Here is a 17,187-nt window from a genome sequence, read left to right as displayed (position 1 = left end):
AGACTGACCACGGCCATAAGCGCCGAGTTACCGAAGTGGGCCGTCATGAGTGAAAACACTGCTACTCCTGTGGTCGAAGACCGGTACGAAGATGGTCAGATTCGTGCATCCGATCTCCGTCCCCTGCTCGCCGCGATGACAGCCGCACGCGACGGGGAGTTCATCAAGATGCCGGAAACCGGCCACGGAATGGTCGCCGAGCTCTCCGCGACGTTCAACCAGATCATGGACCGCAGCCTCCATTTCACCGCCGAGGTGCGGCGCGTGAGAAGGGAGCTGATACGGCACGGCCGGCTCGACGAGCGGCTCTCGGCCAGCCCGGGGCAGGGTCTGTGGACGTCCCGCGTCAACGACGTGAACCAGTTGCTCGACGCCCTGGTCGCCCCGGCGGCGAACGCCACGCGGGTGCTCGACGCGGTGGCCGGCGGCGATCTGACCCAGCGGGTCGATCTGCACGACGGCACCCGGCAGTTACGCGGCGACCTGCGCCGCCTGGGCCGGGCCGTGAACACGATGGTAGACCAGCTGTCCCTGTTCACCGGCGAGGTGACCCGGGTCGCCCGCGAGGTCGGCACCGAGGGGCGGTTGGGCGGCCGGGCCAACGTACGCGGCCTCTCGGGCAGCTGGCGGGACGTGACCGAGGCGGTCAACACGATGGCGTCGCGGCTGACGGCCCAGGTGCGGGACATCGCGGCGGTGACGACGGCGGTGGCACGCGGCGACCTGACCCGCACGGTCACCGTGGAGGCGACCGGCGAGCTGCTGGAACTGAAGCTGACCGTGAACACGATGGTGGACCAGCTCTCCGCCTTCGCCGACGAGGTCACGCGGGTGGCCCGCGAGGTCGGCACCGAGGGGCAGCTGGGCGGCCGGGCCCAGGTCCGGGGCGTCTCCGGGGTCTGGAAGGACCTCACCGACAACGTCAACTTCATGGCGTCGAACCTGACCTCCCAGGTCCGTAACATCGCCCAGGTGACGACGGCCGTGGCCAACGGTGACCTGTCCCAGAAGATCACGGTCGACGCTCAGGGCGAGATCCTGGAGCTCAAGTCCACCATCAACACGATGGTCGACCAGCTCTCCGCCTTCGCCGACGAGGTGACCCGCGTCGCCCGCGAGGTCGGCACCGAGGGCAACCTCGGCGGCCGGGCCCAGGTCCGGGGCGTCTCCGGCGTCTGGAAGGACCTCACCGACAACGTCAACTTCATGGCCGACAACCTGACCTCCCAGGTCCGCAACATCGCGCTCGTCTCCACCGCCGTCGCCCAGGGCGATCTCGGCAAGAAGATCACGGTGGAGGCCAAGGGCGAGATCCTGGAGCTCAAGTCCACCATCAACACGATGGTCGACCAGCTCTCCGCCTTCGCCGACGAGGTGACCCGGGTCGCCCGCGAGGTCGGCACGGAAGGCAACCTCGGCGGTCAGGCCCAGGTCCGGGGCGTCTCCGGCGTCTGGAAGGACCTCACCGACAACGTCAACTTCATGGCGCTGAACCTGACCTCCCAGGTCCGCAACATCGCCCAGGTCACCACCGCGGTGGCCAACGGCGACCTGTCGAAGAAGATCACGGTCGACGCCCGCGGCGAGATCCTGGAGCTGAAGGACACCGTCAACACGATGGTCGAGCAGCTGCGCGCCTTCGCCGACGAGGTGACCCGGGTCGCCCGCGAGGTCGGCACCGACGGCCGGCTCGGCGGGCGGGCCCAGGTGCTGGGCGTCTCGGGCGTCTGGCGGGACCTGACGGACAACGTCAACTCCATGGCCGACAACCTCACCTCGCAGGTCCGCAACATCGCCCAGGTCGCGACCGCGGTCGCGCAGGGCGACCTGTCCCGGAAGATCGACGTGGACGCGCGCGGCGAGATCCTGGAGCTGAAGACCACCATCAACACGATGGTCGACACGCTGTCCTCCTTCTCCTCCGAGGTCACGCGCGTGGCCCGCGAGGTCGGCTCCGAGGGGCAGCTCGGCGGGCAGGCCCGGGTCGAGGGCGTCTACGGCACCTGGAAGCGCCTGACGACGAACGTCAACGAGCTCGCGCTGAACCTCACCACCCAGGTCCGCGCGATCGCCGAGGTCGCCTCCGCCGTGGCCCAGGGCGACATGTCCCGCTCGATCACCGTGGAGGCGCGCGGCGAGGTCGCCGAGCTGAAGGACAACATCAACCTGATGGTGGCCAACCTGCGCGAGACGACCCGCGCGAAGGACTGGCTGGAGTCCAACCTGGCGCGCCTGGCCGCCCTGATGCAGGGCCACCGCGACCTGATGGAGGTCGCCGACCTGATCCTGCGCGAGCTGACCCCGCTGGTGAACGCCCAGTACGGCGCGTTCTACCTGGCCGACCCGGAGGAGGCCGGAGCGACGGTTCCCACCAAGGGGCTCGCCTTCATCGCCGGGTACGGCGCCGCGCAGGACGCGACCGTCGAGACCGGGGGCCTGCCCGTGCACGGCCTGGTGGCACAAGCGGCCCGGGAGAAGAAGCGGATCCTGGTCGAGGGCGCCCCGCCCGACTACATCAAGATCAACAGCGGTCTGGGGGAAGCCGCTCCCACCACGATCGTCATCATCCCGATCCTCTTCGAGGACAAGCTCCTCGGCGTCATCGAACTGGCCTCGTTCTCCCGCTTCTCCGACGTGCACCTGGCGTTCTTCGACCAGTTCGTCAACACCATCGGCGTCGCCATCAACACGATCATCGCCAACTCCCGCACCGAGTCCCTGCTGGGCGAGTCCCAGCGCCTCGCCATGCAACTGCAGGAACGCTCGGACGAACTGCAGAAGCAGCAGGCCGAACTCCAGCGCTCCAACGCGGAACTGGAGGAGAAGGCCGCCCTGCTGGCGACGTCCTCCCAGTACAAGTCGGAGTTCCTGGCGAACATGTCGCACGAGCTGCGCACCCCGCTGAACTCCCTGCTGATCCTGGCCCGGCTGCTCTCCGACAACCCGGACGGCCATCTCTCCGACCAGGAGGTGCAGTTCGCGACGACGATCCACCGCTCGGGCTCGGACCTCCTCCAGTTGATCAACGACATCCTGGACCTGTCGAAGATCGAGGCGGGCCGGATGGACGTACGCCCCAAACGGCTGCCGCTGATCAAGCTGCTCGACTACGTCCACGCCACCTTCCGTCCCCTCACCATCGACCGGGGACTGGCCTTCGAGGTGGCGGTCGGCGAGGACGTACCGCGCGAGATGTACTCGGACGAACAGCGCCTGCAGCAGATCCTCCGCAACCTCCTCTCCAACGCGATCAAGTTCACCGCGAACGGCAGGGTCGAGCTGCGCGTGGACCGGGTGCAGGACGCCGAGCAACGACGAGGCTCCCCCCGCCCGAGCGAAGCCGGGAGTGGAGGAGTCCGCGACACCGACGACGTCATCGCGTTCACCGTGTCCGACACGGGCATCGGTATCGCGCCGGAGAAACTCCCGGTGATCTTCGAGGCGTTCGCGCAGGCCGACGGCACCACCAACCGCAAGTACGGCGGCACCGGCCTCGGCCTGTCCATCAGCCGGGAGATCGCGGGCCTGCTCGGCGGCCGGATCGTCGCGGAGAGCGAGCCCGGCAAGGGCTCCAGGTTCACCCTCTACGTTCCTGTCGTCGGCCCGGGCCACACGGTGCCGCAACCGGACCCCGAGGACCTCCCCGAACCCCCGCCGCCCCACCGGCCGTCCGCCGCAGGGCCGTTCCCGGCCGCGCCCGACACGGAGGACGCCTGGCCCTCGCCGACCAGGCTGGAGGCATGGACGTCCGGCAGACCGGGCCAGATCCTGGCAGGACGGCGGGTACTGATCGTGGACGACGACATCCGCAACGTCTTCGCCCTCACCCATGTCCTGGGCCGGGTCGGCATGACCGTGCTGTACGCGGAGAACGGCCGTGAGGGCATCGAGACCCTGGAGCGCAGCGCCGAGGTCGAGCTCGTCCTGATGGACATCATGATGCCGGAGATGGACGGCTACGAGACCATCTCCGCCATCCGCCGCGCCCCACGCTGGGCGGACCTGCCCATCGTCGCCCTGACCGCCAAGGCGATGCCCGGCGACCGCGAGAAGTCCATAGCCCGCGGAGCCAACGACTACGTGCCCAAGCCGGTGGACATCGACCGGCTGCTGACGGTCGTGTGCGAACTGCTGGACCGGGAGGGCACGCCGTCATGAGCTCCGAGCGCGCCGGAATACTCCTGGTCGACGACATGGAGGACAACCTGACGGCCCTGGAGGCCGTCCTGGCCTCCCTCGACGAACCGCTGGTACGCGCCCGCTCCGGCGAAGAGGCGCTGAAGATCCTGCTGCGGCAGCCGATCGCCCTGGTCCTGCTCGACATCCGGATGCCCGGCATGGACGGCTTCGAGACGGCCGCCCACATCAAGCGCCTCGGCCAGACCCGCGACGTCCCGATCATCTTCCTGACGGGCGCCGCCGACGACTCGGGCTACGCCTTCCGCGGCTACGCGACAGGCGCCGCGGACTACGTCACCAAGCCGTTCGACCCCTGGGTCCTGAGGGCGAAGGTCAGCGTCTTCCTGGACCTCTACCGCAAAGGCCGGGAGGTGGAACGCCTGCGAAAAGAGGTCCAGGACCTCAAACGCCGGGCCAGGGAACGTACCTAGGGGCGCGGGGAACTGCGCGGCCAGCCACAGCGGGCCCGCAGCCGCCCCGCGACCCCGCGGCCCCTACGCCTCGCGAGAGCCGTCGTACATCTCATCGATCAGATGCTTGTACTCCCGCTCCACAACGGGCCGCTTCAGCTTCAGACTCGGCGTGATCTCCCCGTGCTCCACGTCGAGATCCCTCGGCAGCAGCCGGAACTTCTTGATCGTCTGCCACCGCTGGAGCCCCTGATTGAGCTGCTTCACATACCCGTCGACCATCTCCACCGTCACCGGCGAGGCGACGATCTCCGCGTACGACTTCCCCGCCAGCCCGTTCTCCTTGGCCCACTCGGTGATCGCCACCTCGTCGAGCGCGATCAGCGCCGTGCAGAAGTTCCGGTCGGCTCCGTGCACCAGGATGTTGGACACGTACGGGCAGACGGCCTTGAACTGCCCCTCGACCTCCGCCGGCGCGATGTACTTGCCGCCCGAGGGCTTGATGAGGTCCTTCTTCCGGTCGGTGATCCGCAGGTACCCGTCGGGCGACAGCTCCCCGATGTCCCCGGTGTGGAACCAGCCGTCCGGCTCCAGCACCTCCGCGGTCTTCTCGGGCAGCTTGTGGTAGCCCTCCATGATCCCCGGGCCCCGCAGCAGGATCTCCCCGTCGTCGGCGATCCGCACCTCCGTGCCGGGCAGCGGCTTGCCGACCGTGCCGGTGCGGTAGGCCTCGCCGGGGTTCACGAACGAGGCCGCCGAGGACTCGGTCAGACCGTACCCCTCGAGGATGTGGATGCCGGCGCCGGAGAAGAAGTACCCGATCTCGGGTGCCAGCGCCGCCGAGCCGGAGACACACGCCCGCAGGTTCCCCCCGAACGCCTCCCGGATCTTCGCGTACACCAGCGCGTCGGCGACCTTGTGCTTCGCGCCCAGCCCGAACGGCACGGACATGATTCCGGTACGCCGGTAGTTGTCCTGCGCGACCTTGGCGTACTCCCGGGCGACCCCGGCCGCCCACTGGAAGATCTTGTACTTGGCCCCGCCGCCGGCACGGGCCTTCGCGGCCACGCCGTTGTAGACCTTCTCGAAGATGCGCGGCACGGCCGCCATGTACGTCGGCCGCACCACCGGCAGGTTCTCGATGATCTTGTCGACCCGGCCGTCCACGGCGGTGACGTGCCCGACCTCGATCTGGCCCGAGGTGAGCACCTTGCCGAAGACGTGCGCGAGGGGCAGCCACAGGTACTGCACGTCCTCGCCGCTGACCAGCCCGGTCGCGGCGATCGCCTTCGCCATGTACGACCAGTTGTCGTGCGGGAGACGCACGCCCTTGGGGCGGCCGGTGGTGCCCGACGTGTAGATGAGGGTGGCGAGCTGGTCCTTGGTGATCGCGCCGACCCGCTCCTTGATCAGGTCCGGGTCCTTCTCCAGCCGGGCCGCGCCGCGCTTCTCCAGCTCGTCGAGGGTGAGGATCCAGTCGGCGGTCTCGACACCGGCCCCGTCGACGACCACCACATGGGTGAGGTCGGGCAGCTCGGCGTGCTTCTCCTTGGCCTTGGCCAGCTGCTCGGCGTTCTCCGCGATGAGCACCCGGCTCTCGGAGTCCGACAGGATGTACGCCGACTCGTCGGCGTTGGTCTGCGGATAGACCGTGGTCGTGGCCGCGCCGGCGCACATGATGCCGAGGTCGGCGAGGATCCACTCGATCCGGGTGCTGGAGGCGAGGGCGACACGCTGCTCGGGCTGTACACCCAGCTCGATGAGGCCCGCCGCGATGGCGTAGACCCGTTCGGCGGACTGCGCCCAGGTCAGCGACTTCCAGTCGTCCGGGCCCTGCCCGGAGGCCGCGGGCACCGGATAGCGGTACGCCTCGGCGTCCGGCGTGGCCGCCACACGCTCCAGGAAGAGGCCCGCCACGGACGGCGGACGGTTCTCGATCAGTGTCTGTGTGTCGCTCACGACATCCTCCGGGCCCGCGACAGTGCGGCTGGCTCAGGTGCGGCTGGTTTGTACTCACGAGCCGCTGGTCGCAACCCGTTGTTTAACTCGTGAGTAACTATCGAGCAGGGATCAGAGTAAAGGCCGGCCGGCCCGTGCGTAAGAGGCCGCGGCCTGTCATTTCGTACAGAGAGCTACCCCGCGTACGCACAGGGGCCCACCGCACTTTGGTGCAGTGAGCCCCTGATGTACCCGATTTGGGCTGTAACCCTCGGTAATCAGTGATTACTTCTTGCCCTTGCCCGACCCCGCGCTGTCATCACTGGACAGGACGGCGATGAACGCCTCCTGCGGAACTTCCACGGAACCCACCATCTTCATCCGCTTCTTGCCCTCCTTCTGCTTCTCCAGCAGCTTCCGCTTACGGGAGATGTCACCGCCGTAGCACTTGGCGAGGACGTCCTTGCGGATGGCGCGGATGGTCTCGCGGGCGATGACCCGGGAGCCGATGGCCGCCTGGACGGGCACCTCGAAGGCCTGCCTCGGGATCAGCTCCTTGAGCTTGGCGACGAGCCGCACACCGTACGCGTACGCCTGGTCCTTGTGGGTGATCGCCGAGAAGGCGTCCACCTTGTCGCCGTGCAGCAGGATGTCGACCTTGACCAGGCTGGAGGTCTGCTCGCCGGTCGGCTCGTAGTCGAGCGAGGCGTAGCCGCGGGTCTTGGACTTCAGCTGGTCGAAGAAGTCGAAGACGATCTCGGCGAGCGGGAGGGTGTAGCGGATCTCGACCCGCTCCTCGGACAGGTAGTCCATGCCGAGCAGGGTGCCGCGCCGGGTCTGGCACAGCTCCATGATCGAGCCGATGAACTCGCTGGGCGCGAGGATCGTGGCCCGCACGACCGGCTCGTAGACCTCCGAGATCTTGCCCTCGGGGAACTCGCTCGGGTTGGTGACCGTGTGCTCGCTGCCGTCCTCCATCAGGACCCGGTAGACCACGTTCGGGGCGGTCGCGATCAGGTCGAGGCCGAACTCGCGCTCCAGCCGCTCACGGATCACGTCCAGGTGCAGCAGGCCGAGGAAGCCGACGCGGAAACCGAAGCCGAGGGCGGCGGAGGTCTCCGGCTCGTAGACCAGCGCCGCGTCGTTGAGCTGCAGCTTGTCGAGGGCCTCGCGCAGCTCCGGGTAGTCGGAGCCGTCCAGCGGATACAGGCCGGAGAACACCATGGGCTTGGGGTCCTTGTAGCCGCCCAGCGGCTCCTCGGCACCCTTCTGCTGGCTGGTGACGGTGTCACCGACCTTGGACTGGCGGACGTCCTTCACACCGGTGATCAGATAGCCCACCTCGCCGACGCCGAGGCCGTCGGCCGACAGCATCTCCGGCGAGTTGGTCCCGATCTCCAGCAGCTCGTGCGTGGCACCGGTGGACATCATCCGGATCCGCTCGCGCTTGTTGAGCTGGCCGTCGATGACGCGGACGTACGTCACCACACCCCGGTAGGAGTCGTAGACGGAGTCGAAGATCATGGCACGCGCGGGGGCGTCCTTCACGCCGACCGGGGCCGGGACCTGCTCGACCACCTTGTCCAGCAGCGCCTCGACGCCGAGCCCGGTCTTGGCGGAGACCTTGAGCACGTCGTCGGGGTCGCACCCGATGAGGTGGGCCAGCTCGTCGGCGAACTTCTCGGGCTGCGCGGCCGGCAGGTCGATCTTGTTGAGCACGGGGATGATCGTGAGGTCGTTCTCCATCGCCAGGTAGAGGTTGGCGAGGGTCTGGGCCTCGATGCCCTGGGCGGCGTCGACGAGGAGGATCGTGCCCTCGCAGGCGGCGAGCGACCGCGAGACCTCGTAGGTGAAGTCGACGTGTCCCGGGGTGTCGATCATGTTGAGGATGTGCGTACTGCCCTGGTCGGGGCCCTGGGTCGGGGCCCACGGCAGACGCACGGCCTGGGACTTGATCGTGATGCCGCGCTCGCGCTCGATGTCCATGCGGTCGAGGTACTGAGCGCGCATCTGCCGCTGCTCGACCACTCCGGTCAGCTGGAGCATCCGGTCGGCGAGCGTGGACTTGCCGTGGTCGATGTGCGCGATGATGCAGAAGTTGCGGATCAGAGCCGGGTCGGTACGGCTCGGCTCGGGCACATGGCTAGGGGTCGCGGGCACGCAGGGTCCTGATTCTTGAGGCGTCCGCAGTGTCTGCGGTCTCGGGTCGGATCGGATCGATACGTAGCCTCCATCGTCCCACGGGCGGGGACCACGGACGGGTTTGGGCCGGGGATGGGGCCGCTGGTAGCCTGGGTGGCTGTGCCTCATGCCCTCTCGCAGGAGGCACGTCTTCAAGAAATCACCCGGTACCGGAACCGTGCGGCCTCGTGCGGCCCCGGGCCAGAACCTGAGAAGGCTCATTCGTGGCGAACATCAAGTCCCAGATCAAGCGGATCAAGACCAACGAGAAGGCGCGGCTGCGCAACAAGGCCGTCAAGTCCTCCCTCAAGACCGCGATCCGCAAGGCCCGTGAGGCCGCTGCCGCGGGTGACGTCGAGAAGGCCACCGAGTACCAGCGCGCTGCCGCGCGTCAGCTCGACAAGGCCGTCTCGAAGGGCGTCATCCACAAGAACCAGGCTGCCAACAAGAAGTCGGCGCTGGCTCAGAAGGTCGCCGCGCTCAAGGGCTGACGTTTGATGTGACGCCGGAGGGACTCGAGCGGGCCCTCTCTCATCCGCTCCCGTCCGGCACCCCCGGATCCACGCGCGGCCTGCGTTCGCCACGCGGGCGTGGATCCAGCAGCTTGAACCGAAGGCCGGGTGCTCTCCTGTTCCCCATGGGAGGGCACCCGGCCTTCGGCCTGTTCCTGTTCCTGTTCCTGTTCAGGACCAGAACGCGTTGCTCTCGTCGATGTCCTCGACGCACTCGTCGAGATCGGTGACCTTGTCCCCGACGATCCGGAAGATGATGCAGCCGGTGTCGTCGAGGCGCTTGCCGTCGCGCTCGGCGGTGAAGCGGGTCATCCCGACCGCGTGACCACGGCCGTCGACACAGACGCCGATGAGCTCGGCGCGCGCCGTCCCGTTGGTCTCCGTGCCGATCCGCTGGTACATCTCGATGATCGCGTCCACGCCCTTGAAGTCACCCGACAACGGGTGATCTCCCGGCACGTGGTGTGTGGCGTCCGCCGAGATCAGCTCACGCAAGGTGTCCATGTCACCGCGCGAGAAGGCGTCGAAGCCCTTGCGTACCAGTGCTGCGTGCGGGTGCTCAGCCATGCCCCTCGCCACCTCTCCGTCCCTTGGCGACGTACGGCTGACACTCCCGATTCTCCCTCCGACCGGTCCTCGCGGCACAGTGGAGACATGGACGCTGACGACGCAGACGTGCTGGCCGGGGTCCGCGTGGCGACCCGGCTCCCCGCTCAGGACCTGGACCGGGCGCGCCGCTTCTACTCCGAGAAGCTCGGCCTGGAACCCGCCGACGAGCGGCCCGGGGGGCTGCTGTACCGGTGCGGGGATGCGGAGTTCGTGCTGTTCCGGTCGACCGGGGCCTCTCCCGGCACCTTCACCCAGATGGCCTTCGAGGTCGACGACATCGAGAAGGCCGTCGCGGAGCTCAAGCGGCGCGGTGTCGTGTTCGAGGAGGTCGATGTGCCCGGCCTGCGCACAAGGGACGGGATCGCCGAGGTCGAGGGGAACTACCCGAGCAAGGGGGCGCGGGGCGAACGCGGCGGCTGGTTCCACGACAGCGAGGGGAATCTGCTGGGGATCGGGGAGCCTGTCACTTGAGGTTCCGTGGCAGGGAGGCGTCAGCCCCGGCCCCTGGACCGCGCCGCCCGCGCGATGGTGACCACTGCCTTCTCCAGCGCGTACTCGGGGTCGTCCCCGCCGCCCTTCACGCCCGCGTCCGCCTCGGCCACCGCCCGCAGGGCCACGGCCACCCCGTCCGGAGTCCAGCCCCGCATCTGCTGCCGCACCCGGTCGATCTTCCACGGCGGCATGCCCAGCTCCCGGGCGAGGTCCGCCGGACGGCCCCCGCGCGCCGACGACAGCTTCCCGATCGCCCGGACGCCCTGCGCCAGCGCGCTCGTGATCAACACCGGCGCCACGCCGGTCGCCAGCGACCAGCGCAGCGCCTCCAGCGCCTCCGCCGCCCGCCCCTCGACCGCCCGGTCGGCGACCGTGAAGCTCGACGCCTCGGCCCGGCCCGTGTAGTAGCGCCCGACGACGGCCTCGTCGATCGTGCCCTCGACGTCCGCGCACAGCTGGGAGACCGCGGACGCGAGCTCGCGCAGGTCGCTGCCGATCGCGTCGACGAGCGTCTGGCACGCCTCCGGCGTGGCGGACCTGCCCGCCGTCCGGAACTCGCCCCGCACGAACGCCAGCCGGTCCGCCGGCTTCGTCATCTTCGGGCAGGCCACCTCGCGCGCCCCCGCCTTGCGCGCCGCGTCGAGCAGCCCCTTCCCCTTGGCCCCGCCGGCGTGCAGCAGCACCAGGGTGATCTCCTCGGCGGGCGTCCCGAGATACGCCTTCACGTCCTTGATCGTGTCGGCCGACAGATCCTGCGCGCTGCGTACGACGACGACCTTGCGCTCCGCGAAGAGCGACGGGCTCGTCAGCTCGGCGAGCGTGCCCGGCTGGAGCTGATCCGGGGTCAGGTCCCGTACGTCCGTGTCGGCGTCGGCGGCCCTCGCCGCGGCCACCACCTCCTGCACGGCGCGGTCGAGCAGCAGGTCCTCCTGGCCCACGGCGAGTGTCACCGGGGCGAGAGGGTCGTCGTTCGCAGTCTTCCTGGCCATCGCGACAAGCATCCCACGCGCCACTGACAACGAGGCCTACGGTTCTTCCCGCCAGCCCTCCCACTCGCCGGCGAACCGGTCCAGCTCCGCGGGGTCCAGCCGCCCCGCCTCGTCCCTCAGCACGACCAGCCACTGAGCGTCCTCGGCGTCGTCCTCACCGGCCAGCGCGTCCCGCACCAGCTGCGGCTCCTCGACGACTCCGAACCGCTCCGGGAGCGCCTCCACCACCTCTTCCGCGGCATCCCTGTCGGGCAGCACCAGCACATGTCGCACATCACTCACGCCGGACATTCTCCGACACCGCGCCGCGGCCCGGCCGCTCAGCCCCTGCGGACGACCTGTACGTCGAGTTCGACGTTGATGCTCGGCCCCACCACCGCGATCCCCCGCGCCAGCATGGTCTGCCAGCTCACGGTGAAGTCGTCCCGGTGCAGTTCGGTGGTGGCCCGGCAGGCCGCCCGCACCTCGCCCTCCATGCCGTTGCCGAGCCCCAGGTACTCCGTGTCCAGGGTGACCGTCCGCGTCACACCGTGCAGCGACAGCGCGCCCGTCACGGCCCACCGGTTCCCGCCCTTGTGCACGAACCGGTCGCTGTAGAACTCGATGGTCGGGAACCTCTCGACGTCCAGGAAGTCCGCCGACCGCAGGTGATCGTCGCGCATCCGCATGTTGGTGTCGATGGACGCCGCGTCGATCACCACGTGCATGGCCGAGCGCTCCACCGGATCGGCGAGCCGTACGACTCCCGCGAACGACTTGAACTGCCCGTGGATCCGGGCCATTCCGATGTGCCGCGCGGTGAAGCCGATCGAGGAGTGCGCCGGTTCCATCTCCCAGTCGCCGGGCCCGGGCAGCTCCGCCGGCCGGGCCAGCTGGAGGGTCACGTCACCGAGCGACGCGAGCGTGTTCTCGGTGACCTGCGTGGTAACCCGGTAGGGGGTGTACCCCTCCGCCTGCACCGCGAGCCGATACTCCCCCGCCGGCACCGTCGTCACGAACGACCCGTACGGATCCGTACCGCCGCTGACCACCGGACGCCCCATGGTGTCGGTGACCGCGAACTCCGCGTACCTGACCGGCTCGTTGACCGGGTCGAGTACCCGGCAGCTCAGCACCCCGGCGCTGGGCGGGGTCGGCACCGCCGCCAGAGGGCTCGTCAGTTGCACCCGGTTCGTCCGGGTTCTCCTCAGCCAGCGAGCGATCATATGGACACCTCGTGCGAACTAGAAGTCGGCGCTTGATCACTGTTCGTCGAGGACGCATTCGACCATCGATGAGGCTTTCGAGGCAAGACGAGACCACATCACGGGAATCCAGTACATGTGATGGGTCTGCGTACGAGTGGTTACGAGAAATCCCGATCCGCGCCCCGGACGGTCGGCACGCTGCCGAGCTCGATGCCGAACCGCTCCCGGTACACCCCGAGCACCTCCTCGTCCGCCTCCAGCTCCCGCACCTCCCGTGTCCCGTCGGCTCCGGTGACCGTGAACGTGCGGCCGCTGAGCGTGATCCTCCCTCCGTCCTCGGTGATCCGCGAACAGACCAGCGACCGCGTGAAGTGCGACACCGGCGACGTGCTGTGCCACCACGCGCCGGCCGTGAAATCGCCCAGCACCCGCGGCCGTACCTCCAGGCGGTACTGCGGTCTGCCGTCCCGGAACACGTCCAGGTCCGCCGCCTCCACGGTGGAGTGCCCGCCGCGCACCCCGGCCGCGTCCGGCCGCGCCTCGACGATCCGGAACGTGCCCGCACGGTCCTCCTGTTCTCCCCGGTCCCCGAACGCCAGCGGCAGGTGGCTGTTCGCCCCGAACCCGACGTCGACGAGCCAGTCGCCTCCGTCCACCGTCCGCACCCGCAGCGCGAGATGGTCGTACGGGATCCCGAGCCGCTGCCCGTCCCCGTACACCCGCCCCGCGAGCAGCATCACGTCGTATCCCAGCGCGGCGAGCAACGCACCGAAGGAACCGTTGAGTTCGTAACAGAACCCACCCCGCCGCGCGCCCACCACCTTGTCCAGCAGCCGCTTCTCCTCCAGCACGATCTCCTCACCGAGATGGATGGAGAGGTTCTCGAACGGCACGGTCCGCAGATGGCGCAGTTGCAGCTCGCGCAGCGCGTCGACAGTGGGCCACGCCGGGTGCTCGGCTCCCAGACGGCGGAGATAGGCGTCAACCTGTGCTGAGTCCATGCCCCCAGTTTCGCGCCACCCTCAGCTCTGCGCCCTCTCCCCCGACCGCCAGCGCGCCGTCCCGGTCCGTCCGCAGCACCGCGGCGCCTCCGGCGCGCAGCGCGGCGACCGTGCCGGGCGCCGGGTGTCCGTACGTGTTGTCCTCACCGCAGGAGATGAGCGCCAGCCGTGGAGCCGCCCGGCGTATCAGGCCGGGGTCCTGGTAGGCCGACCCGTGGTGGGCCACCTTCAGCACGTCCACCCTGTCCATCGCCGCTGCCGCCGGCGACCGGGCCAGCGCCCGCTGGGCCGGGGGTTCGAGGTCGCCGAGGAGCAGCAGACGCAGTCCGGCCGACCGGACCAGCATGGCGACACTGGCGTCGTTCGGCCCGTCCGGCTCCGGGTGGGCGGGGAGCACCCGCGGCCACACCACCTGCCAGGACAGGTCCGCCGTGCGCCACCGGTCCCCGGCGGCGGCCCGGGTCACGGGGACCCGCCGGGCCGCCGCCAGTCTCCGGACGAACGCCGCCTGGTCGGCCGGCTCTTCGAAGCCGGTCGTCTCGATGCCGCCCACGGCCCGTCCGCGCAGCACACCGGGCAGCCCCGCCACGTGATCGGCGTGGAAGTGGGTGAGCACCACCAGCGGAACCCTGGTGATGCCGAGCGAGCGCAGGCAGTGGTCGACGAGGTGCGGATCGGGGCCCGCGTCCACCACCACACCGGCGCCCTCGCCCGCCGCGAGCACCATGGCGTCCCCCTGTCCCACGTCGCACATCACCAGCCGCCAGCCCGGCGGCGGCCAGCCCGTGATCACCCGGGTCAGCGGTGGCGGCTGCACCACGGCCAGCGCCAGCAGCAGGCCGCACACCCCGCACCACCAGGGGTGCCGGAGCAGACGCCGTCCCACGAGCAGCACGATCAGGGTCACGGCCGCGAGCAGCGCCGCACCCGCCCAACCGCCCGGCCAGTCCACTCCCGCGCCCGGCAGGGCCGCCCCCGTGCGGGCGACCGTGGCGATCCACTCGGCGGGCCAGTGCGCGCACCACGCCAGCGACTGGGCCACCGGCATCCCGACCGGTGCCGCGGCCAGCGCCGCGAAACCCAGCACTGTGGCCGGCGCGATGGCCAGCTCCGCGATCAGGTTGCACGGCACCGCCACCAGGCTCACCCGCGCCGACAGCACGGCGACGATCGGCGCGCACAGGGCCTGCGCGGCGGCAGCCGCACCCAGCGCCTCGGCGAGCCGTGCCGGCACCCCGTGCCGCCGGAGCCCCGCGCTCCAGCGCGGTGCGAGGGTGAGCAGGGCACCGGTGGCCACCACGGAGAGCAGGAACCCGTAGCTGCGCGACAGCCACGGGTCGTACAGCACCAGCAGCAGGACCGCCGTCGCCAGCGCCGGGATCAGTGACCTGCGGCGGCCGGTCGCGAGGGCGAGCAGCGCCACGGCGCCGCAGGCCGCGGCCCGCAGCACGCTCGGATCCGGTCTGCACACGACGACGAAGCCGAGCGAGAGCACACCGCCGAGCACCGCGGTCGCCCGCAGGGAGATACCGAGCCGAGGTGCGAGGCCACGCCGCTCGGCGTGCTGTGCCAGGCCCGGCGGCCCGAGCAGCAGGGCGAGCAGGATCGTGAAGTTCGCCCCGGACACGGCGAGCGTGTGGGTGAGGTCGGTCTCCTGGAAGGCCTCCTCCAGTTCCGGTGTGATCCGCGAGGTGTCCCCCACGACCAGCCCCGGCAGCAGTGCCCTGGCGTCCGCCGGCAGAGGGTCGGTCGCCTCACGCAGCCCGGCCCGCAACCGCCCGGCGAGCCGCTGTGCGTCCGACGGCTCCCCCACGACCTGCGGCCCGGCCTCCCCCGTCACCCGCAGCACGGCCGCGGCCCGGTCGCCGCCCGTCGCCGTGGGCGCCAGGCGCCCGGTGACCCGCAGCCGCGTCGACGGCAGCAGCCCGAGCCACGGCGACCGCGCGGTCTCGCCGGCGGCAGGCCGCCCGTCCCCGCCGCCCCGCCCGGACCGGCCCACGCCGACGATCATCAGTACGGGCGTCCGCGTCCGCACCGTCGCGCCTGCGTTGTCGTGGACGCGCCGCACCTCGGCGTCGATCAGTACGGCGGTGGGAGCGACGTGAGCGCCCCGGACCCTGGGCCGGGTGAGCCTGGGGTCGGCGGTGAGCTCGACCTCGGCGGTCACGGTCGCGTACTGGCGCGCCAGGCCGGGCACGGGCCCCCGCCGCAGATCCGCCCCGTGCAGCCCTGCCGAAGCGGCGGCGCAGGAGACGCACAGCAGCACTGCGGCGGCCGACGCCCGTGGCCAGGACGCCCGCCCTGCCCGCCGGGCCGGCGGCAGCAGGCCGGCCGCGACGAGGCATCCGGCCACGATGCCCACGGCCCATCCCGGGGACGCGTCCAGCACCAGCGCTGCCGTGCCCCACGCGGCCAGGGCCGGTGGGACCAGCCGCAGGTCCGTGGGGCCCTCCTGTCGTGGGCGGGCGGCGCCGAGCCGCTTGCCCGAGGAGGCATGTACGGCTGACCGGGCGGGAGCGTGGTCAGGGACGCTGCTCATGGCCGCACGAGATTCCGCAGGTCGGCGAAGCGGCGGTCGCCGATGCCGTTCACCTCGCGCAGCTCGTCCACGGAACGGAATCCGCCGTTCTGTGTGCGGTAGTCGATGATGTGCTGCGCGAGCACCGGGCCGACGCCGGGCAGGGTGTCGAGCTGGTCGGCGGTGGCCGTGTTGAGGGAGACCGGCGCGGCCGGAGCGGCGCCGCCCGCCGCCCCGCCGCCGGCCGCGCCCCCGGGAGACGTACCGCCCGCTCCCGTGCCCGCGGCGGGAGCCGGTCCCCCGACGATCACCTGCTCGCCGTCCACGAGAAAACGGGCGCGGTTGAGGCCGTCCGTGTTCGTGCCGGGCTTCACTCCGCCCGCCGCGCGCAGGGCGTCCGTGACACGGGAGCCGGCCGGAAGCCGGTGGACCCCGGGTTGCCGGACCTTGCCGCCCACGTCCACCACGATCTCGGCCGCCGCTGCCGCACCCGCCGCCTTCGCCGCCCCGGCGGGCGCCCCCGGCCCCCCTTCCTCCCCCGTCCGAGCGGCCCGCCCCTGGTCCTCCCCGTACGGTGCCGCCGCTCGCACCACCTCGGGTGGGCGCACGGACTGGGTGCGCCCGGCCCAGAAGTGCTGCACGGCGAACGCCGCTGCGACGAAGAGCACCACGGTCAGCGCGAGCACGCTCCGCCGCTCCAGGCCGCATCTCGCCTGCAGCCACAGCGGCATCCGCTCCCGCAGTGCGAGCCCGGCCCGCCCCCGCCACACGCCCTCGGCGACGGGCCCGTCCCGGCGGTCGGCCGCGGCGTCCACCAGGTCCTCCGCCCCGGCCTCGGCGGTGAGGGGCCCGGTCCCGTCGGCGTGCCGCGCACCGCCGGGCGGGCCATGGCCCGACTCCCGCCGCTCCCCGGCCCGTTCGGCGGGCTCACCGAGCAGTACCTGTGCGCGCCGGCGGAGTTCCTCCGCCGAGTCATGACGGTGTCGTGGCCGGCCCCGTGCGGCGGGCCGGTGGCGGCGGTGCCGGACGCGGCCGTCGGACGCCGGTCCACGGCCCGGGCCGCTGGTCGCGGTCGCTGTGCGTGAACGTGATCGAAGTGCCATGCGACGAGGATCGGCCACATCGGCCCACTCGCGATGATCTTGGTCAATTCCCGGGGACAGCGCTCCAC

The 17,187-nt window shown here is 70.7% G+C and carries 13 protein-coding genes; 4 read left to right on the top strand and 9 right to left on the bottom strand.

Features of this window, described 5'->3' with window-relative positions; translation table 11 throughout:
- Positions 1-135 precede the first annotated feature (135 nt).
- Together IE212_RS08155 and IE212_RS08150 are read left to right on the top strand one after the other, a co-directional pair.
- Positions 136-4,158: a HAMP domain-containing protein gene (locus IE212_RS08155; protein ID WP_444545055.1), complete on the top strand. Its 4,023-nt coding sequence runs from the start codon at positions 136-138 to the stop codon at positions 4,156-4,158.
- Positions 4,155-4,610: a response regulator gene (locus tag IE212_RS08150; RefSeq protein ID WP_190197047.1), complete on the top strand. Its 456-nt coding sequence runs from the start codon at positions 4,155-4,157 to the stop codon at positions 4,608-4,610. The genes IE212_RS08155 and IE212_RS08150 overlap by 4 nt, the downstream gene beginning before the upstream one ends.
- A 63-nt stretch (positions 4,611-4,673) precedes the next feature.
- Here the strand turns inward: IE212_RS08150 and IE212_RS08145 are convergent, their stop codons facing one another.
- Both IE212_RS08145 and lepA read right to left on the bottom strand, forming a co-directional pair.
- Positions 4,674-6,548, bottom strand: coding sequence for an AMP-dependent synthetase/ligase (locus IE212_RS08145; RefSeq protein ID WP_190197046.1), 1,875 nt, complete (start codon positions 6,546-6,548; stop codon positions 4,674-4,676).
- Between the two features lie 264 nt (positions 6,549-6,812).
- Positions 6,813-8,687: a translation elongation factor 4 gene (gene lepA, locus IE212_RS08140; RefSeq protein ID WP_190197045.1), complete on the bottom strand. Its 1,875-nt coding sequence runs from the start codon at positions 8,685-8,687 to the stop codon at positions 6,813-6,815.
- 245 nt (positions 8,688-8,932) lie between these two features.
- Here lepA and rpsT point away from each other — a divergent pair, with 245 nt between their 5' ends.
- A complete protein-coding gene (gene rpsT / locus IE212_RS08135; protein WP_010042013.1) occupies positions 8,933-9,199 on the top strand; it encodes a 30S ribosomal protein S20 in 267 nt (88 codons plus the stop codon).
- A 192-nt stretch (positions 9,200-9,391) separates the two neighbouring features.
- Here the strand turns inward: rpsT and IE212_RS08130 are convergent, their stop codons facing one another.
- Complete coding sequence (locus tag IE212_RS08130) at positions 9,392-9,787, bottom strand: nuclear transport factor 2 family protein (RefSeq protein WP_190197044.1); 396 nt, start codon at positions 9,785-9,787, stop codon at positions 9,392-9,394.
- An 87-nt stretch (positions 9,788-9,874) separates the two neighbouring features.
- On the opposite strand from IE212_RS08130, the gene IE212_RS08125 reads away from it, so the two are divergent.
- Entirely contained in the window at positions 9,875-10,300 is a 426-nt protein-coding gene (locus IE212_RS08125; RefSeq protein WP_190197043.1) for a VOC family protein, read from the top strand.
- 20 nt (positions 10,301-10,320) lie between these two features.
- Here the strand turns inward: IE212_RS08125 and holA are convergent, their stop codons facing one another.
- The 6 genes from holA to IE212_RS08095 form a co-directional block, all read right to left on the bottom strand.
- Positions 10,321-11,310, bottom strand: coding sequence for a DNA polymerase III subunit delta (gene holA, locus IE212_RS08120; protein WP_190197042.1), 990 nt, complete (start codon positions 11,308-11,310; stop codon positions 10,321-10,323).
- 36 nt (positions 11,311-11,346) lie between these two features.
- Complete coding sequence (locus tag IE212_RS08115) at positions 11,347-11,592, bottom strand: hypothetical protein (RefSeq protein WP_190197041.1); 246 nt, start codon at positions 11,590-11,592, stop codon at positions 11,347-11,349.
- Between the two features lie 38 nt (positions 11,593-11,630).
- Positions 11,631-12,515 carry a YceI family protein gene (locus tag IE212_RS08110; protein WP_190197040.1) on the bottom strand — a complete coding sequence of 295 codons (885 nt, stop codon included), beginning with the start codon at positions 12,513-12,515 and terminating at the stop codon, positions 11,631-11,633.
- 140 nt (positions 12,516-12,655) lie between these two features.
- Complete coding sequence (locus IE212_RS08105; RefSeq protein WP_190197039.1) at positions 12,656-13,498, bottom strand: arylamine N-acetyltransferase family protein; 843 nt, start codon at positions 13,496-13,498, stop codon at positions 12,656-12,658.
- Positions 13,479-16,037, bottom strand: coding sequence for a ComEC/Rec2 family competence protein (locus IE212_RS08100; RefSeq protein WP_190197038.1), 2,559 nt, complete (start codon positions 16,035-16,037; stop codon positions 13,479-13,481). Before IE212_RS08100 ends, IE212_RS08105 begins: the two co-directional genes overlap by 20 nt.
- Positions 16,034-17,119: a ComEA family DNA-binding protein gene (locus tag IE212_RS08095; RefSeq protein WP_190197037.1), complete on the bottom strand. Its 1,086-nt coding sequence runs from the start codon at positions 17,117-17,119 to the stop codon at positions 16,034-16,036. Before IE212_RS08095 ends, IE212_RS08100 begins: the two co-directional genes overlap by 4 nt.
- Positions 17,120-17,187 lie beyond the last annotated feature (68 nt).

It is taken from the genome of Streptomyces djakartensis, assembly GCF_014651075.1.
GTDB lineage: Bacteria > Actinomycetota > Actinomycetes > Streptomycetales > Streptomycetaceae > Streptomyces > Streptomyces djakartensis.
The sequence above is the reverse complement of the archived record's forward strand: the minus strand, read 5'-3'. Positions and strand labels throughout refer to the sequence as shown.

Excerpts from the sequence above, each read along its gene's own strand:
- IE212_RS08155 (WP_444545055.1), top strand. The coding sequence starts at position 136 with ATGACAGCCGCACGCGACGGGGAGTTCATCAAGATGCCGGAAACCGGC.
- IE212_RS08150 (WP_190197047.1), top strand. The coding sequence starts at position 4,155 with ATGAGCTCCGAGCGCGCCGGAATACTCCTGGTCGACGACATGGAGGAC.
- IE212_RS08130 (WP_190197044.1), bottom strand. The coding sequence starts at position 9,787 with ATGGCTGAGCACCCGCACGCAGCACTGGTACGCAAGGGCTTCGACGCC.
- IE212_RS08125 (WP_190197043.1), top strand. The coding sequence starts at position 9,875 with ATGGACGCTGACGACGCAGACGTGCTGGCCGGGGTCCGCGTGGCGACC.
- holA (WP_190197042.1), bottom strand. The coding sequence starts at position 11,310 with ATGGCCAGGAAGACTGCGAACGACGACCCTCTCGCCCCGGTGACACTC.
- IE212_RS08110 (WP_190197040.1), bottom strand. The coding sequence starts at position 12,515 with ATGATCGCTCGCTGGCTGAGGAGAACCCGGACGAACCGGGTGCAACTG.
- IE212_RS08105 (WP_190197039.1), bottom strand. The coding sequence starts at position 13,498 with ATGGACTCAGCACAGGTTGACGCCTATCTCCGCCGTCTGGGAGCCGAG.
- IE212_RS08100 (WP_190197038.1), bottom strand. The coding sequence starts at position 16,037 with ATGAGCAGCGTCCCTGACCACGCTCCCGCCCGGTCAGCCGTACATGCC.
- IE212_RS08095 (WP_190197037.1), bottom strand. The coding sequence starts at position 17,119 with ATGGCACTTCGATCACGTTCACGCACAGCGACCGCGACCAGCGGCCCG.